The 24,473-nt window shown below is 57.3% G+C and carries 17 protein-coding genes; 5 read left to right on the top strand and 12 right to left on the bottom strand.

All coding sequences use genetic code 11. The features are described 5' to 3' along the window. Positions 1 to 399: 399 nt before the first annotated feature. On the bottom strand, positions 400 to 1,302 hold the full coding sequence (locus BN1936_RS06105; RefSeq protein ID WP_049686896.1) for a DAPG hydrolase family protein: 903 nt from the start codon (positions 1,300 to 1,302) through the stop codon (positions 400 to 402). 198 nt (positions 1,303 to 1,500) lie between these two features. Further along, positions 1,501 to 2,103 (bottom strand): TetR/AcrR family transcriptional regulator, encoded by a 603-nt coding sequence (locus BN1936_RS06100; protein ID WP_049686895.1) that lies wholly within the window; start codon positions 2,101 to 2,103, stop codon positions 1,501 to 1,503. 927 nt (positions 2,104 to 3,030) lie between these two features. Between BN1936_RS06100 and BN1936_RS06095 the strand changes: the two genes are divergently transcribed. Continuing rightward, positions 3,031 to 3,918 (top strand): cell envelope integrity protein TolA, encoded by an 888-nt coding sequence (locus tag BN1936_RS06095; RefSeq protein ID WP_148521191.1) that lies wholly within the window; start codon positions 3,031 to 3,033, stop codon positions 3,916 to 3,918. Positions 3,919 to 4,539: 621 nt separating this feature from the next. Beyond that, on the top strand, positions 4,540 to 4,986 hold the full coding sequence (locus BN1936_RS06090; protein WP_022443319.1) for a hypothetical protein: 447 nt from the start codon (positions 4,540 to 4,542) through the stop codon (positions 4,984 to 4,986). A 991-nt stretch (positions 4,987 to 5,977) separates the two neighbouring features. On the opposite strand, the gene BN1936_RS06085 is transcribed toward BN1936_RS06090, so the two are convergent. Genes BN1936_RS06085 through rtcA form a run of 3 tightly spaced genes read right to left on the bottom strand, consistent with a single transcriptional unit; the run spans position 5,978 to position 9,725 of the window. Then, the gene (locus BN1936_RS06085) at positions 5,978 to 6,973 is read right to left on the bottom strand and encodes a hypothetical protein (RefSeq protein WP_022443318.1); all 996 of its coding nucleotides are present in this window, start codon (positions 6,971 to 6,973) and stop codon (positions 5,978 to 5,980) included. A gap of 6 nt (positions 6,974 to 6,979) precedes the next feature. Further along, positions 6,980 to 8,644 (bottom strand): RtcB family protein, encoded by a 1,665-nt coding sequence (locus BN1936_RS06080; protein WP_082164495.1) that lies wholly within the window; start codon positions 8,642 to 8,644, stop codon positions 6,980 to 6,982. A gap of 31 nt (positions 8,645 to 8,675) precedes the next feature. Then, complete coding sequence (gene rtcA, locus BN1936_RS06075) at positions 8,676 to 9,725, bottom strand: RNA 3'-terminal phosphate cyclase (protein ID WP_049686892.1); 1,050 nt, start codon at positions 9,723 to 9,725, stop codon at positions 8,676 to 8,678. 185 nt (positions 9,726 to 9,910) lie between these two features. Here rtcA and rtcR point away from each other — a divergent pair, with 185 nt between their 5' ends. After that, a complete protein-coding gene (rtcR, locus tag BN1936_RS06070; RefSeq protein WP_049686891.1) occupies positions 9,911 to 11,518 on the top strand; it encodes an RNA repair transcriptional activator RtcR in 1,608 nt (535 codons plus the stop codon). Between the two features lie 47 nt (positions 11,519 to 11,565). Here rtcR and BN1936_RS06065 read toward each other — a convergent pair whose 3' ends face one another. Then, positions 11,566 to 12,624 (bottom strand): Fic family protein, encoded by a 1,059-nt coding sequence (locus BN1936_RS06065; protein WP_049686890.1) that lies wholly within the window; start codon positions 12,622 to 12,624, stop codon positions 11,566 to 11,568. Between the two features lie 209 nt (positions 12,625 to 12,833). Here BN1936_RS06065 and BN1936_RS06060 point away from each other — a divergent pair, with 209 nt between their 5' ends. Beyond that, positions 12,834 to 14,183, top strand: coding sequence for an ATP-binding protein (locus BN1936_RS06060; protein WP_082164494.1), 1,350 nt, complete (start codon positions 12,834 to 12,836; stop codon positions 14,181 to 14,183). Positions 14,184 to 14,389: 206 nt separating this feature from the next. Then, positions 14,390 to 14,749 (top strand): lysozyme inhibitor LprI family protein, encoded by a 360-nt coding sequence (locus BN1936_RS06055; protein WP_022444389.1) that lies wholly within the window; start codon positions 14,390 to 14,392, stop codon positions 14,747 to 14,749. 319 nt (positions 14,750 to 15,068) lie between these two features. On the opposite strand, the gene BN1936_RS06050 is transcribed toward BN1936_RS06055, so the two are convergent. The 6 genes from BN1936_RS06050 to BN1936_RS06025 all read right to left on the bottom strand — a co-directional run bounded on the left by BN1936_RS06050 (position 15,069) and on the right by BN1936_RS06025 (position 24,353). Then, a complete protein-coding gene (locus tag BN1936_RS06050) occupies positions 15,069 to 16,568 on the bottom strand; it encodes an autotransporter outer membrane beta-barrel domain-containing protein (protein ID WP_049686888.1) in 1,500 nt (499 codons plus the stop codon). Positions 16,569 to 16,690: 122 nt separating this feature from the next. Continuing rightward, positions 16,691 to 17,836 carry a hypothetical protein gene (locus tag BN1936_RS06045; protein ID WP_049686887.1) on the bottom strand — a complete coding sequence of 382 codons (1,146 nt, stop codon included), beginning with the start codon at positions 17,834 to 17,836 and terminating at the stop codon, positions 16,691 to 16,693. 704 nt (positions 17,837 to 18,540) lie between these two features. Next, positions 18,541 to 19,977 carry an autotransporter outer membrane beta-barrel domain-containing protein gene (locus BN1936_RS06040; protein ID WP_049686886.1) on the bottom strand — a complete coding sequence of 479 codons (1,437 nt, stop codon included), beginning with the start codon at positions 19,975 to 19,977 and terminating at the stop codon, positions 18,541 to 18,543. Then, on the bottom strand, positions 19,974 to 20,810 hold the full coding sequence (locus tag BN1936_RS11465; RefSeq protein WP_049686885.1) for a hypothetical protein: 837 nt from the start codon (positions 20,808 to 20,810) through the stop codon (positions 19,974 to 19,976). Before BN1936_RS11465 ends, BN1936_RS06040 begins: the two co-directional genes overlap by 4 nt. Then, positions 20,807 to 21,067, bottom strand: coding sequence for a hypothetical protein (locus BN1936_RS06030; RefSeq protein ID WP_049686884.1), 261 nt, complete (start codon positions 21,065 to 21,067; stop codon positions 20,807 to 20,809). The genes BN1936_RS11465 and BN1936_RS06030 overlap by 4 nt, the downstream gene beginning before the upstream one ends. A gap of 427 nt (positions 21,068 to 21,494) precedes the next feature. Next, complete coding sequence (locus tag BN1936_RS06025) at positions 21,495 to 24,353, bottom strand: autotransporter outer membrane beta-barrel domain-containing protein (RefSeq protein ID WP_082164492.1); 2,859 nt, start codon at positions 24,351 to 24,353, stop codon at positions 21,495 to 21,497. Between the last annotated feature and the right edge of the window lie 120 nt (positions 24,354 to 24,473).

Below are 24,473 nucleotides of genomic sequence, written 5' to 3'. Positions count from 1 at the left end.
GATTTCCCGAAGTTTCCTTCGAGAAAATCCCTTATGTCCTTATATCTCTGCCATCGCAGAGGTGTTTCAATGGGAAGCTTGCAACGGACGGACTTCGGCGGCTAAGCGCTCATCCCTTTCCCCACACACCGTGGGGGTGTTTCAATGGGATCATTACAGAGGACGGACTTCGGCGGGTAAGCGTGCATCCCTTTCCCCACACGCCGTGGGGGTGTTTCGATGGGATCGTTACAGCGGACCGACTAGGGCGGCTGATTTAAAAATAGCTTTTCTCAAGGATGGAAATCAACCTCCTTTTCCTTTGACCCAAAACCTTTTAAGCCAACTAGTAAAAGCATCGCCGCCAAAGAGTGACTCTCTGGCGGCTGTCTTGTTTCTGTTGGATTGGCTTAAACGGCTTTAAACATTCCGGAACTCCGCGTAGAGGTTCGGAAGGATCTGCGAAAGCCGCGTGAACTCAATCATGTCGTGAACCGACATGTCGTACCCGCCGCGGAGCAGCATCTCGTCCGGCACCGGTTTCGCGAGGCTGAGCGCCTTCTCCACCGCATCCTTCATCCCGGTGAGTTCCGCCATTCCGCGATGCGTCCCAAGCCAATAGTGGGAAATGAGTTCAAGGCCGCCTGACACCTCACGCCCCAGGTGGAACATCATGCCGGCGGGGAGCCCCGGTGCCGCGAGATTCTCGGACCACCCGCTCGCGCTGAACGTGTAACCGCCCTTCTCGATCGTCTCTTCCGTGAGACCGAGCTTCTTCGGATCCGTGAAGTGGATCAGCGCGTCGAGCACCATGTCACCCACCAGTTCCGTCACCCGGTTCGGGTTCTCGGGGTCATACATTTTTTCCTCATACGTCCGGTTCGGATCATCGATCCGATCGAGGTGAGGAACCGTGTTTCCAATATGGGCGTACGGAGACCAGAGCGAATAGCGATCCGTGTGCCCCATGTGCCACGTGAACCACCAGCGGAGCATGTCGGAGGTCGATCCCAGGAAGAAGTGCCGGCTCCAGCTGCAGATGATCCGGCCGGTCTCTTTATTCCCAATGAGACCGAAACCGGCGACGGGGAGATCGTACGGGGATTGGAACAGCGCGTTGAGGCCTGCCTTTGTCGGAGGGAAAAGCGATGCTTCCGGGAGCGGCGCGAGTTTCAGCGCCTGGACCATATCGCGCGGAACCTCCAGGTCATCCGTGAAATACTTCGCGTAAGGCGTGTGTTCAAGCGCCGCCTCATTCTTACGGTGCTGCGTCACGTACTGGGGCGTGAAAAAAGTGAAGAGCGTATTGCGATCAGAATTCATCAGTCATCCTCTTTCTGCGGTCGTCCGGTCCGCCCTCCTCAGAAATTCAAGATTGCGGACGCAACTTCCTTTCACGGCTTTTCAATATAGTCCGATAGGAGGAAGATGCCGGGAAACACGGCAAATAAAAGAAATCTCCAGCCCCCGAGACCGGGGACTGGAGATCAGAAGTTGGATCGCTGAAGAAACGGGGGAATGCTATTTCGGCCGGCGAGTCGTCAGGTTATCGAGCAGGTGCGCGGCTTTCGCTCTCAGCTCGCGGCTGTCACCGCCGTAATTCGACACCGCCTGGGAGACTCCGGCAATCAGCATGAAGAGCGCGAGTGACGGATCCCCTTCCGGGAAGCACCCGGAGCGCATCGCGCGCTGCACCACCGGCACCGCGGATTCCACGAACGGGAGCACGATCGTGCGGCGGATGATATCGGCTCTCGGGGTCGTGGATTCGTTAAAAATCATCATGGAGATCATCGGCTTTTCCACGCCGACCCGAAGAATGACCTGCATCAGAGCCTTGATACTCCGCTCAGGATCGGGATCCGAGATCAATTCCCGGGCTTCACGGATATACGGAATGCTTTGGGTTTTGATATTTTCGAGCACCGCGAGCCACAGATCCTCCTTTGACCCGAACCGGTAATGCACCATGGCGGGGTCAACGTTCGCGGCCTTGGCGATCTGGCGCGTCGTCGCGCGGTCAAAACCGTGATACGTGAATTCCTTAAACGCTGCTTCGAGCAGCGCCTCCCTTGTTGCGCCATCCGGACCGCTTCGCGGTCCTCTCTTACCCGGTACTCTCATTTGGTCTCTCCCCACCTACACATTCACCAAACGATGAAGCAGGCTGATTCGGTAATTGCAAAATATTCAATTAAAAGAACTGATTCAGAACTTAGTCTGAAGCGAATGGAGAGACTATAGCACGCTTAAATTTGTGTCATTTCCGCATTAGCGGTAGATAAAACGAATATCCGACGATTGGAGGATCGTAATACTTCTCCTCACTCATGTATACCAAAGTGACAAAAAAGTGGTCACAGATACGAAAAGTGTGACCGCGAATTCTGTATCTCAGATAGGAAAAATCAAAGCTTCCCGCTCACTTTGGAAAAAAGCCGGGTGCCCAAAATATTTTTTCTGGTCTTTCCGTAGACCGGAAATTCCGAAAATCGCCTCTTCACTTCAAAGCGCGGGAGAAGAAACGGAACACACTCCCTCCACCGATGCTCACAGGAATGAGTTCTGGCTGCCAGATTTTTCATCTCACCTTTTACGTGGATTGGAAAAATCAAGGCGAATCGCCTGACGCGACCGCCGACGCAATTCTTGAAGAATCAGTCACTCACCTCACCCCAAAAGCGAAAAGAAGTCGCCGCAGGGGCTGGCATAGACTATGCGGCTGATGCTGATGCCTTCTTCACGCTTTTTCAGATCTTCTAGCTGTTCTTTCCAGAATCCTGGCTCATCCCTTATCTAACAGCAGGAAACCCAGACAGAGAGCCAGCCGGTTCTCCAGCGGCATCACACCGAAAAAACTTCCGTTTAATGGATCAGATTGAACGTAGACTGACTTTAAAGTGACCCTATTATCGGATTGAAAATCGCACCCTGTATAATCCGACTTTTACGCACGTTCAATGCCATGGTCTTGCCCCCATGAGATATCGGGGAATGACTTATTCCCCACAGCGCCGGGATCTACAGGCCATGAAATGTCAGAGGGTACACGTGAACAAAAAAGTCTTAATCTTATCTGGATCGGTATCTATAGCATTACTTACCGGCTGTGCCTCAAATGGGTCGTTTGGCTCTGCCAACCCCCTTTCCTCTTATGTGGGTTTAACGCCCGCGGTTATCAATGGTCAGACGAAATACCTCACGAAGGCGGAATATGCTGAGTATCAGAAGCAACAGGCAGCGGAGCAGGTGAGACAGCAGAAGCTGATCGCGCTGAATTATCAGAAGATTCAGGATGAACTCGCGGCTGAAAAAGCCGAAAAACTCCGTCAGGAGAAACTGAGACAGGAAAAGATTGAGGCTGAAAGACGCGCTCAGGCCGCTAAAGCTGAAGCGGAACGCCAGGCAAAGCTGAAGCAGATTCAGGAGGAGGAGAGGAAGAAAAAAGCGGAAGAAGCAAAACGGATTGCGCATGAGAAAAAGGAAGCTGCTGAGATTCAGCGGCGTGAATCACACGTTCCGACACAAGCTGAGATTGAATCCTGCAGAAGAGGCTCCCCCTACCTGCAGACCATCCGGGGCGTTTCCTACAAAGGCGTTTACTGGGTGATGAATTCTCCCAGGGACACTCCAAAGAAGGACTTTGTATACAACACGCAGGCTCCCTTCACAGTTATCCAGAGCGTGCGGAACGGCGTCCTCGCTAACGGTCCTTCGGGCGGGAATATCGGTTATTTCCTGACGAAAAAAGAATACGCTGATGGGCAGTACATCCCTAAGAGCTGGTGGAAATACATTGGTCTACATAAATATCAGACTGTCACCGGATACACAAAAACGGTCATGATGTTTGAAGAGGTGCCGGCAAGTATTGAGAATCAAATGCTCAATATGCGTAGCTGCTTTGAAAGCATCAACTATTACCCGGAAAGGCAGTAAAGATGGAGGCGCGGGAGTCTCCTCAATGCGAGAAACCGCGGGAGCGCCTCCAAACCACAATAAACGGTGATGCTTTACCAGAAACCGGAACATGTCCGGTTCAATTCCGATAGTTACTTCTCCAATGGAGAAATCAGCTCCAGCCCTCTTTGTTCGGGGCCTGAACCTTACAACAAGGGAAGCGATGCGGAGGCGTTGATCCGCGGAGTGGATCCGGCATTTAACCAGTGAGGAAAGGATCCGAAAGCAGAAATCCTCTTTTCAACTCGGCTTGTCGGATCCGATTTCAATGGGTTATTTGTTGAGGCTAGCACTTCCGATTCCGGCGTGAATCGATTCCGAATCGCAATTGCTTAGACTTCTCCGCTCACCTCGACAAACGTACTGCCGTCAGCTGTCTTCCACTCCATGGTGCCGCAGACAGAAGATGTCCCCCGGGGCAATAAGCGCTATCAGAGATCTGAAAACCGCCTAACTCCCTTCTAATATGCAGGTTTTGATTTGTTCCGATAGATATGTATGATGTTACTTCGACATCAGGGATAGCCGTTCTATCTTCTTTTACAGCACACAGGGGGAATTGTGAGCCCCGCCCTTCCCGCCTCTTCTTATGGATGAGCTATGACAGACCCACAATACATGACAAAAATCTTCATCAACACGACGAAGAGAAAGAAGACCATCTTTATCAAGGTGGCAGAGCAACATGGGAAGAAATTGGCAACCTGGATGATGGATGTCCTCAATGAACACCTTAAAGCACAGTTTATCGATGCTGCTATGAAATCCGGCATCAGCTTCAGCGCGCTGGAATTAAAGCATCGAGAGGACGGCTGGGTGGACGTGAACCCGGATACGATGCATGAACTCTGCCGGCTCGCCAAAATCCCGCCTCACTATTACGACCTCAGTTCGGAGGAGGATCTCGCGGATATCGTCTTCAGCCTGTACGCGGAATGGAAGAAACAGGGCGGAACCCCTGACGCGGTCGCGGAAGCGATTCTTGAGGAGTCAGGCGTTCACCTCGCGCCTGAAAACAAAGAGGAGTCGCGGCAGGCCTTGGGATGAAGACTGCGACTGAAACTGGAGCTGAGCCTGTGCAGAAGCGCACCTGAAGACTGAGGCTGTGAGTCTATGGAGCGCCTAAGAGAATCCGGGAACCCCCAGGCGGGGAGCTCCCAGGATTCTTGGAGCACTGGCGAGCAGCCAGTACACGAGTAAGTCCTGTACCTGCCGCGTAAGGCGCGGGAGTTTCCTCAATATGGGAAACCGCAGGCGCGCCTCTAAACTGCAAAAAACGGTGATGCTGTACCGGAAGCCGGAACACGTCCGGTTCCATTCCGATAGTTTCTCCCCAAAGGGGAATTCGGTTCGAGCCCCCTCAAATCAGGAGCCTTACCCATCCAACAAAAAAAGATGGAGTCACGACCGGCCTTGGGATGAAGCCTGAGACTTAAGCTGTGACGGAGCCTTAGGAATGAGCGCGTTAGTGAATACTGAGACTGTGGTTCACTTGGCGCCCGTCCGGAACGCGGGGCGATCCAACGGGTGTTGGCCCACTGCTTTCCGATTCGGCTGGTGCGCAGCCATCAAGAATAAGTCCTGTACCTGCCGCGTAAGGCGCGGGAGTGTCCTTAATATGGGAAACCGCAGACGCGCCTCCAAACTGCAAAAACGGTGATGCTGTACCGGAAGCCGGACTACGTCCGGTCCCGTTTCAATATTTTCCTCCCCGATGGGGAATCAGGTATCTGCCCCCCATTCAAATCGGGAGCCAGACCCTTCCAACAAAAAAAGATGGAGTCACGACAGGCCTCGGGATGAAGCCTGAGACTTGTGCTGTGGCGGAGCCTTAGGAATGAGCGCCTTACCGTGAATACTGAGACTGTGTTCACTTAGCGCTCCCCGGAATAGGGGACGATCCTACACGTGTAGGCCCTCTGCGTTCCGTCCTGGCTGGTGCGCAGCCATCAAGAGTGAGTCCTGTACCTGCCGTATAAGGCGCGGGGGTTTTCTCAATGCGGAAAACCGCAGGCGCGCCTCCAAACACTGAAAACCTTTACGCCTTACCGAGAGAAGCGAGGTAATCGTAGGTCGGCTGGAGCTCGTGCGGGATCACGATCTTGAGATTCCGCACGGCTTCTGTCTGATTCAGAATCCAGTCGGAATACTCGGTCTCGATCTCCTTCGTGCGGCTGTTTTTCCGATCCCACTCCACCTGGTACGCGGAAAGCTGCTTCTGGTACTCAAGCTGCTCCTCCCGATACTTCCGGTTCCGGTCGAGATTCTCGTTCTTCGCCATGATCTCGATCTTCGCCTTCAGTTGGTTCAATTCCGCTTCCCACGTCCGGTGGCTCTGCTGCCAGCGGTTATACGAGTCGTACACCGCGTCAGGCTCGACACTCGGGCTATAGGTCCGGATCGCGGTGTCCTGGCCGCGCCCCTCCGTCCCCACGGGCCTCACGGATTTCTTCGCGAGGTCATCCTTAGCGTTCGCGAGAACGCCATCCGGGTGGATATAGATCCCGAGCGTGCTCGCCTTCGCTTCGAGGAGCAGGTAATGCGCGAGGTCCCGGATCGAGAGCCGCGTCTTCGCCCACTCCGTATCCACGGGGTCCGGCTTTTCAGGCGCGGACGGCCGCTCCACCTTCGGCTTCGCGTCGATCTCGTCCTTCCGGGGCTTATTCTCCGGGAGCTTCAGCCAGTCTTCAAACGACAAGTGTTCGAGATACTCCGTCCTCTTGTCCCGCTCATTTACGGCTTCATGCACGTAGGCAATAAAGCCCCGCAGTTCCCCGATCCGGGCCGCGGTGGGGAGGAGCGACTCGAGAAACGCCTGGTCCTTCCCCTTCTGGACTAGACAGGGTTCCGCCACACCCGAGAGGAGCTCCATATAGACATCGTAAAAGGTGCTGCTCTTCACGATCTCTTCGAGCCGGTTCACTTCCTGGGACGCGAGCGCCGCGAGGAACGAGGCGCTCGTCGCCGTGAGACCAGGTTCCGGTCTCTCAGGGTTCACAAAAAACTGGTCATGCTTTTTAAATTCTTCAGTCATTTTTTCTTATCCTTTGCATTCATCATTGCAATCGTTCACAACATGAAAGTGGATGCCAACCACTTCGTACACGACCTCGGGCTCAGTGTCAGACGCCGTCTCAGCCGCGGGGTCAGGGGCTTTCTCAGCCACCTTTTCTGCCGTGACGTCCGCAGTTTTCTTATCCGCCTTTCCGGCTTCCAAAGCGGCTTTCGCTGCTTTCTCCGCAGCCTTCGCTTCCTTCTTCTTCACCCAGCGGGGGCGGGAGCCTTCTTCAGGCGCCATCTTCACGATCTTGGGGGCAAACTCCGCGAGCGTGTCGATCAGATCGCCCTGAGAGGCGATGACGTTTCCGATATCCTTATAGACTTCGGGAGACTCGTCAATCGACCCGGAGAGAAGGCGGATCCCGCGGGACTTAAGGATCGCTTCCATGTCCTCGTGCTTCAGCGTTTTGAAAGCCGCTTTGCGTGACATCGCTCGCCCCGCGCCGTGAGAGCAGGAGCGGAACGACGCCTCATTCCCCTTCCCTCGGACGATGTAGCCTGGGGTCCCCATGGAGCCCGGGATGATCCCGAGGACGCCCTCACCCGCTGGCGTCGCCCCCTTGCGGTGAACAATCAGCTCTTCCCCGTTATAGGTTTCTTTCCAGGCGAAGTTGTGATGGTTCTCGACAAAGCCGAGCGACCCAACCCCGAGATGCTTCAGCACATGCTCATGGATCAGCTCGTGGTTCGCGGACGCGTAGTCCCCCATCAGCTGCATCGCGTTCCAGTATTCCTTCCCTTCCTTCGTATCGAGATCGAGCCACGCGAGGTGGCGGAGCTCGTCCGGGAGCTCAGGGTGGAGGGAACGGGCGACCTCCGAGTAGTAATCCGCGACCGCGCTTCCCGCGCCGCGGGACCCCGAGTGCGAGAGGAGAGCGATGTACACGCCAGCTTTGAGCTTCAGCGTGGGTTCATCGATATCCTGCGCGACGGAGAGCTTCCCGAATTCCACAAAGTGGTTTCCGGCGCCTGAAGTCCCGAGCTGCGCCGCTGCTCGCCCGTACTGCTGCTTCGTGGGGGGCGTGATCGACCAGTCGCGGTGCATCACGGGGTGGTCACGGCGCTCGCCTTTCGAAAACTCCGCCCCGACCCCGAAACGGGTTTCGGCTTCGAGCGCCTCGGCGAAACGGTCGGACTCGGTCTCAAGCTTTTCGTAAGGAAGATCGAGAATCGTGATTCGCATGCGGCACGCGATATCGACCCCCACGGCGTAAGGAATCACGGCGTTACGCACGGCGAGGACGCCCCCGATGGGAAGCCCGTACCCCGTGTGGGCGTCAGGCATCAGAGCGCCCCCGACCGCGATGGGGAGGCGGCACGCGTTTGCCATCTGCTGAAAAGCCGCATCCTCCACATCCCCCTTCGCCCAGGATTTCCAGGGCGCGGGGGTTTCACGCTCCGTATAAAACGTGCGTCCGGCTCGGGCTTTGGCGAGCAGCTTCGCGAGGGGCATAAAGAGCTGTTTCAACTCCCCCATGGGTTCCTCGGTGGGGGACTCGGAATGGGCGAGAGTCGAAACGAGCGCCTTCACGGCGGCAGGTTTCGCGCCGTTTGAGACCGCTTTATTCGCGGCCTTCATCGCGGGTCCCGTGAGTTCTGGGAGACGGGGGATCCCGAGTTCGTAGAGCGTTTTAAGGTCAATCATTTTTTCTTCCTAATTTCTAAAAAATTCTTTTTCAGACCGCCGGCACCGTAATGAGCCACCCGTGTTTCTGCTGATCCATGTGCACCGGTTTCCCCGTGAACGCCTGGATCACCTGAGCGCAGGTCCGCGTGTGGGAGGACGGCGCTGTCGTCACAAAGTGACCGCCGCCTGATAACGCCATCGGGACGAGCAGCTGATCCTGCAGATGCCGGCACACGGGGACATCGGCTTCGAGAAACACAGCTGCTTCGTCCGCCGCGATTTTCGCGACGGATTCCGCCGAGAGCCTCGGGCGTCCGATCTCGGAAAACACCGAGGTGCCCGATTCAAAGGCCGTCCGGATCAGCACCGCGTTCCCCGCTTCCGGAATCGCGTGGTTCGAGTCCACCGTGACCGAGTCTTCCGTGAGCCCCAGACGGGTGCCAAAGTCGTTCAGCAGCACCTTCTTTTCCCGCTCGGCCACTTCGGGCGGCAGGTGGCAGTTGAGGATCACGGCATTCACGCGCTTCACGCTCCCCCGCTCCCGGAATTCCAAGGGGGCGGGCTCGAACGGTCCCGCGGCTTCCATCCGGGCGATGCCGCCCGCCGCCTGAAAGAACGCGGGGCGCGGCATCGAGAACGTCACCGGGTACCCCAACCGTCTGAGGCACGGCTCCAGCGTCTCCTTCAGGAATTCAAAGGTCGGGGCGAACGGGCAATAGGTGCCGCCCGTGACCGTGACAGAGGCTTTTTCACCTGTCTTCAGACTCCGGACCAGCGCCGGCACAATCGCCTGGAGGACGAGCGCGGTGCTGCCGCCGGTCCCAATATCAAAGCGGTAGCTCCCGGATTTCACGTCATGCGGGACAAAGGTGAGTTCGGTCGAATTCATTTCCGCCCCCGTCACCTCCGCTCCGCAGATCGCGGCGGCAGCGCGGACCGCTGAAAGATGCTGACGCCCGAGCCCCGCCTTCTCCCGCTTCCCCCGGATATTCCGGATGTGGAACGGGATCCCAAGGGCCGCGGACATCGCGAGCGCCGCGCGGAGGATCTGACCTCCGCCTTCCGCCCCGTTGATCTCAATCGTCTTCACTGTCGTCATGATGGTTATCGCTTTTCGATTTGCTGTTTTTATCTTTCCTGCCCTCTCTATCGCACAAAGCGTGCCAGTTTTTACGAACCCTGTGAAATCAAGACTCTGGCGTCGATACCCCTTTTTTCAGTAGAATTCCGATAAGGAATTTTTTGATCATTAAATATCAGATTTGATCAAATTGGATCGCGGAGATGACGAAGAAAACGGTTGTGATTGGGCTCGCGGGGCCGACGCTCGACGCCCGGGGCGGGAAGGACCGATGGCAGAGGTGGCGCCCCACGGTGTCGATCGGGCAGCATGATGACCTGCTCGTCGACCGCTTTGAGCTCCTCTGTCAGGAAAAGTATCAGTGGCTTGGGGAGCAGCTCGCTTCCGACTTCCATCAGGTGTCACCGGACACGGAAGTGAACATCCACCTCGCGAAGTTCCCGAAGCCCTGGGACTTCGGCGCGGTGTACGCGGAGCTCCTCGACTTCGCGAAGCATTACCCCTTTGATCCGGAGAACGAGGATTACCTCGTCCACATCACGACCGGCACCCACGTGATCCAGATCTGCCTCTTTCTCCTTGTGGAATCCCGGATCATCCCGGCGCGGCTCCTGCAGACAGGCTGCCCCGAGCGACGGGATATCGCGGGGAAATACGACATCATTGATCTTGATCTCTCGAAGTACGATCAGCTGGCCGAGCGTTTTACGTCCGAGCGGCAGGAGGCGCACCACTTTCTGAAGGCCGGGATCGATACCCGGAACGCCGCCTATAACCGGATGATCGAGGAGATCACGCGGGTCTGCGAACGGTCCAAGGAACCGATCCTTTTGACCGGGCCCTCTGGTGTCGGCAAAACGCGGCTCGCGCGGCTGATTTACGAGTGGAAAAAGAAGAACGCCCAGGTGTCGGGGGCGTTTGTCGAATTGAACTGCGCGACACTCCGGGGCGACGCCGCGATGTCGGCGCTCTTTGGCCATAAGAAAGGCGCGTACACCGGGGCGACCGAAAACCGGGCCGGTCTTCTCGCGGCCGCTGACGGAGGACTGCTGTTTCTCGATGAAGTGGGAGAGCTTGGGGCGGACGAGCAGGCGATGCTGCTGCGAGCCATTGAAGAAAAGCGCTTCTACCCCATGGGGTCGGATACGGAGTCGACGAGCGACTTTCAATTGATCTGCGGCACGAACCGGGATCTGAAGAAAATGATCCGCGAGGGGAAGTTCAGGCAGGATCTCCTCGCCCGTATCAACCTCTGGACCTTCCGCCTCATGGGGCTCAAAGACCGCCCGGAAGATATTGAGCCGAACCTCATGGTGGAGCTTGAGAACGCCTCGCGGAAACTCGGAAAACTCGTCCGCATGAATAAAGAGGCGAAGGAAGAGTTCCTGCGGTACGCGGTTGAACCCGAATCCGCCTGGACCAGCAACTTCCGCGATCTCTCGGGGGTCGCAACCCGGATGGCGGTGCTGTCGGATAGCGGCCGCATCACGACGGATCTCGTGGAAAGTGAATTCCGGCGTCTCCGCGACTCCTGGAAAGAGGACGCGGGGGACGGAAACGCGGACCGGGATCTCGTGGAAGAAGTGCTGGGGGACGAAGCCGTCTCGCGCCTTGATCTCTTCGATATCCCGCAGCTCGCTCTCGTGATCCGGGTCTGCCGGCGGTCGAAAACGATGTCAGAAGCGGGCCGGACGCTCTTCGCGGAATCCTTTAAGAAACGAAAGAGCACGAATGACTCGGACCGCCTGAGGAAATACCTCGCAGGGTTTGGACTCAGCTGGAAACAGGTGACGGAGACGGAAGCGGGGTAACCGCGGGCGGTAAGGAAATCCGTCTCCACCCCCTTGGGCACCCCCTGTCACCCGAGGCTCTCGGTTCTCGCGTACCGGGTGACTCGGCCGGCCCCGATCCGGAAGAGGTACCTCTCATCCACCAGCCGCTTAAGGGAAGCTTCGGCGGACGACCCTGCGATCCGCGGGCACGCCTCTAGCACGTCCTGTTTAGAAAATGCCCCGAGCCGGTCCGCCGCGAACCGCTTCACAAGGCTGTAGGCCGTCACGCGGCGGCCGGCTCCAGACTCGAAGCGCGACTCCCAGTCGCGGTACCCCGCGAGAATCACCGCGAGCAGATACCGGATAAAGGGACGGGGATCGTTCTCCCCCTCCTTCCACCCCTGATCCGACTTCCGGAGCGCTGCGTAATAAGACTCGGCCGTATCCGCGATTGTCTTCTCAAGACTCACATAGCGGCTGACCGCGTACCCCTGCCGCTCGAGCAGAAGCCGCGTTAAAAGCCGGCTCACTCTCCCGTTTCCATCCCTGAACGGATGAACGCAGAGGAAGTTGAGGATAAAGCACGGAATCAGGATGAGCTCATCCACCGCTCCCTTACGGATTGCCGCCTGGTAGGCTGCGCAGAGCGACGCCATCGCGTCCGGTGTGTCAGACGGCGCGAGCGGCTCAAAAACCGTCACCCTTTCACCCGACCTGAGAACCCCGGACACGACGTTCGGGACGGTTTTATAGCGCCCGGCGTCCGTTACCCCGGTTAGCTTCATCACTTCCTGATGCAGCTGAAGGATGAGACCGGGAGTGAAAGGGACATCGGGGTCCTGATCATTAAGAAGACGCGTCGCGTTCCGGTACCCGAGAAGGGCTTCCTCATCGCGGTTCCGGGGCAAGGTCTCCCCCGCGAGCAGCCGCTTCAGCTGGGTGCGGGTGGTTCCGATACGCTCAATCCGGTTTGAGGCCTCGACGCTTTGCAGCCCAGCGGTCTCTTCCATCCGACGGAGAACCGCTTCCGGCTCCTTCAGGAAAAGCGCCTGACGCCCTTTATATTCATGGATCTGGGCGACGAAAGAGACGATCCCGCTATCCCAGGTCTCAGACTCGAGCCTGTCACAGTCAAAAAGTCTCATTTCTCTTCTTTCTCCCAATCCGGTGATTTTTCTCCCAATTTTGCCTCTATTTTGGGAGAAAAACTACAGCGTTTGGGAGAAACGGCCGCGGTAAAAGAGATCCCAGGAACTCAATTCGATGCAAAAAATGTGAAATCAAGACCACTATTTGCTTCAAAAATTGTAAATTACTCCGTTATCAGCGGATAAAAACGTTTTCAGGGGGAGCCATGGATCGGGTGTTAATGCGGGATCTTGCCGCGTGGAAGAACTCTCCTCAGCGGAAACCTTTGCTGCTCGATGGACCGCGGCGGGTTGGGAAAACCTCGCTCGTGAAGGAATTCGGCCGCCGCTACTTCAGACACACGGCCTATGTGGATCTCGCGGAGAGCCCCGGCATGCGGCAAGTTTTTGAAGAGGACTATGACATCCGCCGCGTTCTTCTCTCGATCAACGCGGAGACCGGGGCTGAAATCACGCCTGACACGCTGATCATTCTGGATGAGATTCAGGAAGCTCCGAAAGTCATTTCCGCCCTGAAATCTTTTCAGGAATACACGCCGCGGTACCCGGTGATCGCTTCCGGCACCCTCTCAGGAACCGTGTTTCGGCAAAGCCTCTCGTACCCGGTGGGAAAGATCGATAGGCTCCGGCTTCACCCGCTTTCGTTCTACGAGTTCCTGAACGCCACGGGGGATGAGGGCTTGGCAAAGCTGCTCGACGCAGGTGACTGGCCCCTCATCAGCGCTTTCCGCGATCGATTTGAGTTCGCCCTCAAAAACTACTTCTTTGTGGGCAGGATGCCGGAGTGCGTCAAAGTTTTCACGGAAACGCGTGACTACGGAAAAGTCCGTTCGACGCAGCGTGGCGTGCTTTCTTTTTACGAAGAGGACTTCGGGAAGCGCTTCAAAGGAAAAGAGGCCGACACCGCCCGCCTGATCTGGCGCTCCATTCCCGGTCAGTTAGCAAAGAAAAATAAGAAATTCGTTTTCAGTGAGGCACGAAAGCATAGCCGCGCTGCGGACTTTGAGAGCGTCTGCCACACCCTCTCAGAATCGGGAGTCATGACCCGGGTGCCTCGCGTCTCGAAGCCCTCTCTTCCGCTCTCAGCCTTTGAGGAGCCGCACGCCTATAAGCTCTTTTTACCCGATGTCGGGCTTCTCAACGCGGCGAGTTCGATTGACGCCCGCGTTATTCTCGAAGAAAACCGGCTATTTAGGGAACTTCTGGGCGGTTTGACTCAGCAGTATGTGTGTCAGCAGCTGATCTCAGAAAGCTCCTATAAGCCCCGCTTCTATCTATCTGAGAACGGCCGCTATGCGATGGATTTCATGATTCATGCGGGGAACGAGGTGTTCCCGATTGAAGTAACGGCGGATGTGAATCCCAAATCCAAGCGCCTTCGCGCTTACTTTGACCAATATCACCCGGCCAAAGCGATTCGGTTTTCGCTCGCGGATTACCGGGACGACGGGTGGCGGATCAATATTCCGCTATTCGCGATGCATACCGCGCTTACTCACAAAGCCCCTGGCTTTTCTCCGCGGGCGCAAGCCCCTGACCCCGGAGCTAAGTTGTAATATTCATTCCTGACTGGAATCAGGATGCCCGAGGCAGAGAGACCCCGGACGCCCGTTGGATAGGAGAGCGCAGCCGCGCCCAGATCCGGCTTCATCGGGGTCAGAACGCGGTCGTTCCCTTTCTTAACTTTTGATTGAAGAAAGTTCGCTTTTCTATTTGATTTAAAAGCCTTTTCAGAAACATAAAAATCCCCTTCTGCTAAATCATGACCAAAACCATCATCGCGGCGCTCGCTCTTGGGCTTTTCGCTGCCGCCTCCGCTAACGCCGTGAGCTGGGACTGCACGAAGGCCCGCTCCTACTCTGAAAAACTGATCTGCGCGAGTCCGGATCTTTCAAAGATGGATGACCATCTCGCGGTGACTTACGAGAAGGCGAAGCGAGCGACGGGAAACTCCGCGGTCTTTAAGAAGTTCCAGAACGAGAACTGGAAGCGGCGCGAGGAATGCCGGTCGATCGGCTGTGTCGTGGATTGGTACCAGACATCCGAAGCCTATTATTCGGAAATCATCCGCCGGGCGACTGGCGGCGCGTCGGCCGCCCGGGGTCAGGCGGGACGGCCGTAACCCCCCTTTCAGGCGACCCCGGGGACAGTTTTCACGTTTTATGACTGTTTTTGGGTGACATTGTCGTCCCGAAAGAGACATTCCCCGGATTTCTGTCCCTGCGGCTCTTTTCCCGTGACTGAAACCCGGGGGTTTCAAAAATCCGGATTCGGTTTTTCAGATTGATTGAATATCTGACCCAGCCCGCCGTTTTGTCGCCTGACTGGGGAAGCAGGGGACAAAAGTTCTTTGTTTGACACTTTTTGGGAGACGCTGCTATGCGGCGGGAGACAGAATGCGGGATTCTGTCCCCCGGGTCGCTTTGAGGGGTGACTCCCGGTCAGAACTTCACCCGGAACCCCAGCTGCGCTTCAATGGCTCGGAAGGAAGACCGCCCCTCCCGGTACGCCGCGTGCCCCCAGAGGGTCACGGATTTCGAGACCTCACCCTCTATTCCTCCGCGGAGTTCCGCGAGGTTCCGATTTCCCGAGATCTCATCCCGAACCCCATCCATCACGGCACCGAACGGCTTCGTGTCATGGATCCAGGAGATCGACGCATAAGGCGTGAGGCTGAGCCCGGACTCTTCCTGATGCATCCGATGCGAGAGGACCGCGGTCACCCGCGTCCGGAGGTTCCCGGATCCCGTGCTTTCAATCCCGGTCCCCACGGAATCCCGGTGAGTTCCTGCTCTCACCCCCATCCGGATCGCCTGGAGTTCAAGTTTTCCAACCGTCTGATGGGAGACCCCGGTGTCAGAAGTCCACGCACCCAGACTCCAGCCGTACCCGATTTCGACGGATCCCGAGAGGCCCCGCGCGTGATACGTCTCTTTCGGGAGTTCAGAACCCGTGACAGAGGCCGAAAAGCGCTGATACTGAAGCCACGCGTCCGCGTAGGGACCGAGACCGCCGGCATTCCGGGGAAGGAGTGAGGCGTAAACCCCGGCCGCCGCTCCGGTCACGGTGCCTTTCGCGCGGTACCGGGTGGCATTTGACCCGGTACGGGAACTCTCCTTCGCCGCTCCCGCGATCAGCCCTACCCGGAAAATTGAATTCTCACCTATCGGGTGTGCCGCGACATCGCCCCCTAGTTGAACGACCCCCGCGTTCAATCGCGTGGTGAGCTCACCGTCCGCCATTCCAAACCGGGTGTGGCTCCCCGCGGTCCGGAGCCAGAATCCGGGTCCTGAACCTGAGACACCGCGGTCTCCTGCTCCCCTCACCCCAACTCGATCAGTCAGCCGGTGAAGGAAAAGGGTGTTCGCGGCGTAGAGGTTCGAGGCGTAATTGGCCATTTCAGGACGGACGGCGTGACGCGTGACCTGAGGGGCGGGTGATGGCGTTTCATCAGTCGGTGCCGGGTCACTTTCTGGGGCGGGATCCGGCGTGGGTGTCGTGTCTGGATCCAGTGTCTGCTCATCTCCGGATTTTTCACCGGACGCGTTCGCCGGAGCCGGAGTCGGAATAATGACGTTTTCCCCGGATGGGGTTCCCGGGGTCTTCTCAGGCTCCGCCGGGGTCGGATCGGTCTGAGGGACGGTTCCGTCCGCGGCGCTCACGAGGTACCAGTTCCCGTTTTTCGTCACCAGCGAATAGTCATACGCCCCGGCCGCGACCCGGTTCGCGAGCGTAAAGACGCCGTCAGACTTTCCTTTTACTGTGACAAGTTCGATCCCTTCAACCGTCAGACCGCCAGCGCCGCCGGCGTTCGTGACCGTGATCGAGGTGTCACCCACGGTGCTCCCGTTCACCACGAGACGGTCCGTCGGTGAGTCATCCCCTCCGAGAACGGTGGTCATCGCGAGCGAAGCGCTCGACGCGAGATAGTCGCCCTCCACCGTGAGCGTCGTGCCTTAGAAAGCCCCGGAGCCGGCCGCGGGGAACGCGATCCGGCTGTTATTGGAAACAAGAGTGGTGACCGCGGAATCTCCCGTCAATTGCCAAACGCCGCCTGAGAGACTCACTTTCGACGTGCCTGAGTCAAGGAGCGCCGCCCCGATCCAGGTTCCTGAAATCCGGACGCGGCTTCGGCCCCGTCACTCACCTTGAGGTCCCCGGTCGCAGCTGTGCCGGTGCCGATATCGAGGTCGAGCGTCGACCCCGTGCCCACTGATTGGAAGACGAGGCTCGAATCGGTGCCAGACCCCTCGATCACCCCGGTGTCCGTCAGCGTCACCTCGGCGGCTGCCCCGGATTCCGCGGTCACGGTGCCCGTGAAGGACGCCTTCCCCGTGATCCCGAGCCGGATCACGGAACCTGAGCCGGAAGCGGACAACGCGCCGGTCCCGGCTGCGGATTCATAGAGGTTTTCGGACGCTGAGGCCCCGAGTTCCGCCCGGAGGTTTCCGGTTATCTCCGCGCTCCTCCGGGCGTCCGACTCGAGCTCAGACCCGGCTCCTGTCGCGAGGCCGGACGTTACGGTGAAGGACGAGGTATCCCCCGCCGCGATATGCACCTTTCCGCCGTCCGAAGCGGTTAGGGCTCCCTCGAACGTTGTTCTCCCGGAGCCTGAGAGATCGAGGATGGAATCTGCTCCAATCGCGGATAAACCGCCTCTGACGGTACTCATCGAATCGGTGTCTGGGGTGGATATCAGGTAAACCGAACCGCCGCCCCTCGCTGCCGCGTTCCCCCGCAGGATCGGACTTCGGCCGGTGAGCGTGACGTACGCGATCGACTGACTCCCGGTCACGCTGATGTCCCCTGTGATGGAAACAGACGTCGCCGCGTTTTGGTCATTCACGAACACCGAAGCGCCAAGGGCGTTGACTGACAGTGCGGCGGAAGTTCCCGAGAGGGAGAGCGCCCCGGCCGAATTCACCATCAGGAGCGCGCCGTCCCCGGTGACCGAGATCCCAGGGGATCCTGAGACCGAAAGCGCGCCAGACGTAGAGAGCGCGTCGATCGTGTGTGAGCCGCTCTGTATCCAGACCCCGGGAGCCGCGCCGCCAGAAAGCGTCACCGAGTCCGACGCGAGCCCGATCGGGTCCGTATCGGTCCCCGTGAGCCCGGCACTCCACGCTGGAGTGAGGAGTGAAAGAGAGGAAACCGCGGCGAAAACACACCGCGGCTGGAAAGAAAGGCAGTGAAAGAGCCTTTTCATCATCGCAGTATCCTTTCTGATAACAATGAATGAAGTACAACCCCCTCATTATCTGTTTCAGAATGTAACGGCCGCAAAGCCCAAAAGGCGTAACCCGGGTCCTCTCTTATTCGTATCTCTTTTCATACCTATTGGACCTTGGACCCAAAGAATTCGCTTTTTCCTATGGATTCATAAGATTAATGTCCCTGCATGAAAAAAGTCACCCCGTTTTGACAGTTTTTAGAGCCCAAATGACCTCCTTTTACCGTTTTTCACCCCTTTCTCTGCGGCCTATGACAGGAATCCGAGGGGGAAACGGAGTTTCTTTCGTCCGGACTTAAAGAAGCCTGAAAACGGGGCTTAACCGGATCGGACTAGCACCGGGTGAATGGATGTTCGTATGAAAGTAACGTGCCATTTTGAAAAACGATCGGCTCATTTGTAGAGCGGAAATTCAGGGCAAAAACCCGACGATTTGGACAGAATCCCTTCCCTGTTCGATCCGTTTTTATACCCAAAATGGAATAACGGAATTCCTGATGTACGGAAATAGAGGGCAGCGGGTTTGGGAGTGACGGCATCGTTTCGTTTCCCCGGCGGAATAGATGCCCGGTGCCGGTGTCATACCCACCAACAGAAAGCCCCGCGGGGACAGGAATCCCGACGGGATCGGAATAATGAGGCGGGAGGGCTCCCATTCCGACGGTACCCTTCCCGCTCTCCGATCAGAAGAGCGCCTTCACGCCAACCAGCGCTTCCACGTTCCGGTAGCCGTGATCCCCGCCCTGGTACCCCGTGTAGACCCAGAGGTTGAGGTTCTTCGTGATCCGGCCTTCGACTCCGAGTTTCACCTCACCCACGTTCCGCGATCCCTGGATGTGGTTTTCCGTCGTATCAAACGCGGTGCCGAACGCCTTTGTGTCGTGGAGCCAATTAACAGACAGGTACGGTTTCACGGCGGTCCCCGTGCGGTCGTTTGTGAAGAGGTGGTAAAGCGTCGCCCCAAGCCTCGTTCTCACGTTCCCGTAGCCGAGACCTTCAACGAGCGTCCCCTGATTGTCAACGAAGGAATCCGCCCGGACCCCCATCCGGATCACCTGGCCCTGAAGCTGGAGACGCGCGGCGTTCTGAACACCGGACGCGGACACCCAGTCTTTCAGACCAAACGTGTAGCCAGCCTCCAGACTCCCCGTGAACCCCTTCGCGTGGTAGGAGTCCTCACCCGTGTAGTCGCCTGACGACACCGAGGTCTTAAACCGCTGATAGAGAAGCCACGTGTCGGCGTAGGGGCCGGTCGCCGCGGGACCGTCCGCGAGCCACGTTGCATAGACGCCGCCCGAGAACCCGGAGACTTTGCCCTTCGTCCAATAGTCCACCGTGGAACTCGTGGTCTTGGAGCTCTGATGCGCGAAGCCGGTCATGAGTCCGAGATGCAGGCGCTGCCCCGCGGCGGGCCACGAGACCACATCGCCCCCAAGCTGCACGAGACCGTAGTTTCCGCGGGTCACGGTCTGGGAGTCTGTCATCCCGTTCCGTGTGTGGCCACCGGCGGTCCGGATCCAGACGTTCCCCGAGTGGCCCTTCCCTTTCAGCGCGTCCGCGAACGCGGTTTCGCCAAGCCGGTCATGAAGGCTCGTCACGAACATCGTGTTCGCGGCGGCGAGGTTCGAGGCGTAGCTCGCCATCTTAGGACGGACGATGTGGGACGCGAGGTCCGCTGTCTCAGGAAGGACGGTCGGCGTGGTTTTCGCCTGTTCTTCCGCCGCGGACGCCACTTCCTGGGCGGTAGTGGGGGTCGTCGTCGGTGTGGTCGGTGTCGTCGCGGTCCCCGAATCCGTTGTCTTCGGAATGATCGCGGTTCCGGGTTTGAGGCTCAGGAGGTACCAGTTATTCCCCACCTTTTCGAGGTGGTACACGTAAGCGCCGGCTTTCAGGTAATTCTTCGCGGGCTTCGTGAAGACCGCGTCTGAAGTGCCATCCACCTCCACCACTTCAATACCGTCAACCGTCTGAGCGCCCGTGCCGCCGATATTCGTGAAGACGAGGTTCGTGGTGCCGGTTGAATTTCCCTTGATCACGAGACGGTCGGTGGCGGAAGAATCCCCTCCAAGCACGGTGTTCATCGTGATCGTGTTCCCGTTTCCGGAATAGTTGCCGTTCACCGTGATCGTGGTGCCGGTGAAGTCAGAAGCCGAGTCCGGTGCCGGATAGTGAACGTGCTCCCGGCCGCCGCGAGATTGGTCACCACGGCGTCCTGCGTGAGGTTCCAGACCGCGGTATCCGTGAGATTCACGTTCAGTGTCCCGCCGTAAGCGTTCGCGGTGCCGGTCCAGGTGCCGGCGGTGTTCGCGGTGACAAGCCCCGAATCCATCGAGATGAACCAGCCTAACTGCGTCGTCCCCGGTTCCGCGTCAAGCGTATAGGTCGACCCCGCGCCTTCCGCGGCCCCGATTGTCGGATCCGACTGTCCCCAGATATGAGAGGCCGAGTCTTTCAGCGTCTCGTGCGCCGTGCTGCCGGATTGAGCTAAGAGAATGCCTTCCACCGTGGCGTTCCCGGTCGCGTCGACATTGATGACGGAGCCGTTGGTCGCGTAATAGTTCCCTTCCGTTAAGGAGGACGCTCCCGAAGCCGGATGTGAATACACATCCACTTCTGCCCCCTGATCCGCGGTCACGCAGCCATTGAAAAGAGAATCCGCGCCCGTGAGCCAGACTTTCACGGATGACCCCGCGTTCGCCGCGGCGATCATGCCTTCAAGCGTCACCTTAGTCGCCGTCTGATCCGCGTTCACCGTGATAATGCCGGTGCCTTTCGTCGCGTCAATGATTTCAAACGTGTTCGTGAGCGGATTCTGCTGATTCTCAATCCGGATCTCACCCGTCGAATCGATCGCGATCCGGGTGTTCTTCGCGTCCTTCCCATCGCTCCAGGCGGTAACCGTCGGATAAACACCGTAATCAATGTCGGAATTGAGGATCGTGACGGAGTTCACGGCGGATATGCGGGTAACGGCATTTTCACCGCTGCTTTCAAGCGCCGAGCGGGGATCGCCGTAACTCCCGATCGTGATGCTGCCATACCCGTGTAGCCGTCTGTCACGCCGTCCGCGGTGTAAATCGCCTGCGGGACCGTGACTGAGTCCGCGGAGGTCCCGGTTTCAAGAGCCGCAGCCCCCGGGGCGAATGTCACCGCTCCGGCTGCCAGTAAACACGCGGCCGTGAGCCGCGAAAGAGTGTATTTCTGCGCCATGCTTTCTCCAAGGCGGAACAGAGTCAAAGGAACCCTTCCGTCCTGCCGGACGTCCGGATTCACCTCGTGTTCCGCGCTTTTATCATGAATGAAGCGGAATGGGATGTCGGAAGACTGCCGTTCATAAGCCTTATGGGGTTATTCGCCGGACCTTCCGCAGCCGTTTTTCTTTGTGGTTTCTGCTTCAGTTTTTCTCTGTGTTGATTCTGGAATAACGATACGGATTTCAGAAGTGGAACAAATCTTAATGCTTAAAACCCGTAAATTTGTAACCTACCGGAGAAAACAACTGAATTCGCACATTTGTGTCGACTTTTACACAAATTAACGCTGGATGCGGTGCAAATAATGCAATTGAAACACAGAAATAGAAAAACTTCAGGCTGAACCCCGGGGAGTTCAGCCTGAGTTGTAAACCGGTCAATTATCAGAAGAGGTATTTCATACCGACAAGGGCTTCAAGATTCCGGAAGCCTTCGCGTCCCTGCTGGTATCCAGCAAAGCCCCAGACGTTCCAGTTCTTCTTTACCTTCCCTTCGACCCCAAGCTTCACCTCGCCGAAGTTCCGGCTACCGTCAATATGATCCGCGACCCCCGCGATCCGGGCCCCAAAGGCCTTCGTGTCGTGGTACCAGTTGAGTCCTATGAAGGGCTTCCAGGCGCGGTCCTTCGCGTCGTTGGTGAACTGGTGATAGAGCTTGAGGCCAACCCGGGTTCTCACGTTCCCGGCACCGATTCCCTGGACTGTCGACCCAATCGCGTCCGTCCACGTGCCGTCCCGCACGCCCATCCGGATCATATGAGCCTGGAGCTGCAGCCGCACGGCGTTATCGGTCCCGTCATCATCCCGCCAGTCTTTCAGCGGGAAGGTGTACCCGCCTTCAATCGACCACGTGAAGCCTTTGGAGTGGTAAGTGTCGGTATCGGTGTAGTTGCCGGACGACACCGTATTCTTGAATCTCGACCACATGAGCCAGGTGTCGGCGTAAGGCCCCGAGCCTTCCGGCTTCTGATTCATCCAGGTGCCGTAAATCCTAACCGAGTAGCCGGACACCTTCCCCTTCGCGCTGTAACCCGCGACCGGGCTCGTGGTGCGGCTCGACTCATGCGCGAAACCCGCCATGAGACCGACGTGGAACCGGTGGGAATCGGATGTCGGCCAGTTCACAAGGTCGCCCCCCACCTGAACCACCCCCCAGTTCCCGCGGGTTGTAAGGTCACCATCCTCCATTTTGTTCCGCGTATGGCCGCCAAGCGCCCGGAGCCAGAAGTTTCCGGATTTCGTGTCGTCCTTCGTACGCAGAGCGTCGGAGTACATCGTTTCGCCAAGCCGCTCATAGAGACTCATCGTGAAGAGGGTGTTTGCGGCGTAGAGGTTATTCGCGTAAGACCCGATTTCAGGCCGCATGATGTGATTCGTGATGTCATCAGTCGCTGGAATCACGGCGGGCGTGTCGTCCGCCGGGTCGACCGCCGGATCGTCAGTCTTCGCGGGATCATCATCGTCCGCCTTCGGGACGACAACCTGAGTCGGCACCTTCTGACTCGTGAGGAACCAGTTCTGGCCATCCGCCTTGGTGAGCTGATAGACATAAGCGCCGGCCTTCAGGTAATTGCGTCCAGGCTTTGTGAAGACACCGTCAGATGTGCCGTCGACCTCAATCACTTCGATCCCGTCCACCGTTTGCGCGCCCGCGCCTCCGACGTTCGTGAATGTCACAAGCTTATTGCCGGAGGTGTTCCCTTTGATAACCAATTTATCGGTCGCCGACTTGTCTCCCGCGAGCACGGTGTTCATCGCGATCGTGCCCCCGGTGCCGGTTTCGCTTCCCATATAGTCACCGTAAACCGTTAACGTTGTGCCGGTAAAGGTTTCGCCTGTCTTCGCTGCCGGGAACCGGATGGAACCCGATTGAAGCGAGAGATCCGTCACCATCGAGTCTTTAGAAAGGTTCCAGGCGGCGTTCGCGCCGTCGACCGTCACATTAATCTCACCGTCACGAAGCGTGTACTCTTCGTCATCCGAACCGGTCACACTATGCTCTGTCACCTGCCCGAGGGACGTTGAGCCGGTCCAGGTGCCGTCTCCGGATACCGTAATATCCACCGCGCCGGCATCGATAGGATCGGTAAACCATTCATTGACGTTCGGGTCAGCGGCAACCTCACTGGCGTCACCAGTCCAATCCCCTGTAATGCTGATATTCAGATGGGTTCTTCGATCGCCCTGGAGAGTCCAATCGTTACTCAGATAAAAACCTTCGTCGGCAAACGCGTTCCCAACCCACGTTCCGCCAATATTCAGATCCATTTCTGCGGCTTGGTGACCTTCAAAGCTGCCCAGGATAGTTGTTCCGGGATCTGAATTAACAGTGAAAATTCCGATGCCCCCTGTTGAATAACCGACCGTTTCTGACCGAATACCAGAGATGTTTCCGGTTTCCGATTCCGGAACCGTATAGTCCCCGCGCTGCAGCACAGCATTCCCATGAAGATTGATGTTCACGTTGCCGTTCCGGACACTGCCGAAATCACCTCTAAGCTGGCACTCACTCGTAATAACGCCCGTTATCGTTGTCCCGGATTCCGCCGTGAGGTTGACGGTTGAGTATCGGACCGCGCGCAGCATTCCAATCATTGTCGCTGCTGAGCCTTCATCCGGCTCAAAGAAAAAGGACAGAACGCTCTCACCCTCACCCTGATAGGAATAAGCCTCTGCCACACCGGTGTACGACGAATTCTGACCCGTAAAATAGACGGTTTCCTGAGACCCTAGTGCCACAGACTGATCCCCCGCAAGCGTTACCTGTGTCGCCGTTTTGTCTTTATTAATATTGAGGAGAGTATTACTGATAAGGATAGAATCTCTGGTAACAGTTGATTCCGTTGGTGATGAAGGGATATTTGAAATCAGAATTGTTCCCTTGGATTCCAGGTCCGCGGGCAGAAGACCATCCGGAAAATCAATGTTGTAATAAGCCCTCAGATCCAGATTCTGCCTTCCGGCTGATTTAATCACCAGACTCCTATTCGCGGAGATCGATATCGACGCTGTTTCCAACCTGATATTTTCTTGATCATCGTCGGCATCTGTTTCAAAAATCACATCATCATCAGTGATAACGATCGGCACTTTGTCACTTTCCACCCGATCGTATCCTTCCCGGTCAATCGACTCATACACAGTCGCCTGAGCACCGGCTGACATCAAGGCAAGCATCACGCCAAGTGACACGGCGGTGAGTTTCCTAAACGTAACCTTTCTATTCCATTGCCTGGCTTTCATGGCTGTCTCCTTTGAGACCAGAGGCCGGGTTTATGACACCCGATCTATCTCGTTATCTTCTTCGGGCGGAAGCGGGGTTCGGCAGCAGGCGTTCTGAATTTCGGCTCTGCCGGATTTCTC

It is taken from the genome of Dakarella massiliensis (genome assembly GCF_001182045.1).
Lineage (GTDB): Bacteria > Pseudomonadota > Gammaproteobacteria > Burkholderiales > Burkholderiaceae_F > Mesosutterella > Mesosutterella massiliensis.
This window is presented reverse-complemented; position numbering and strand designations above follow the sequence as displayed.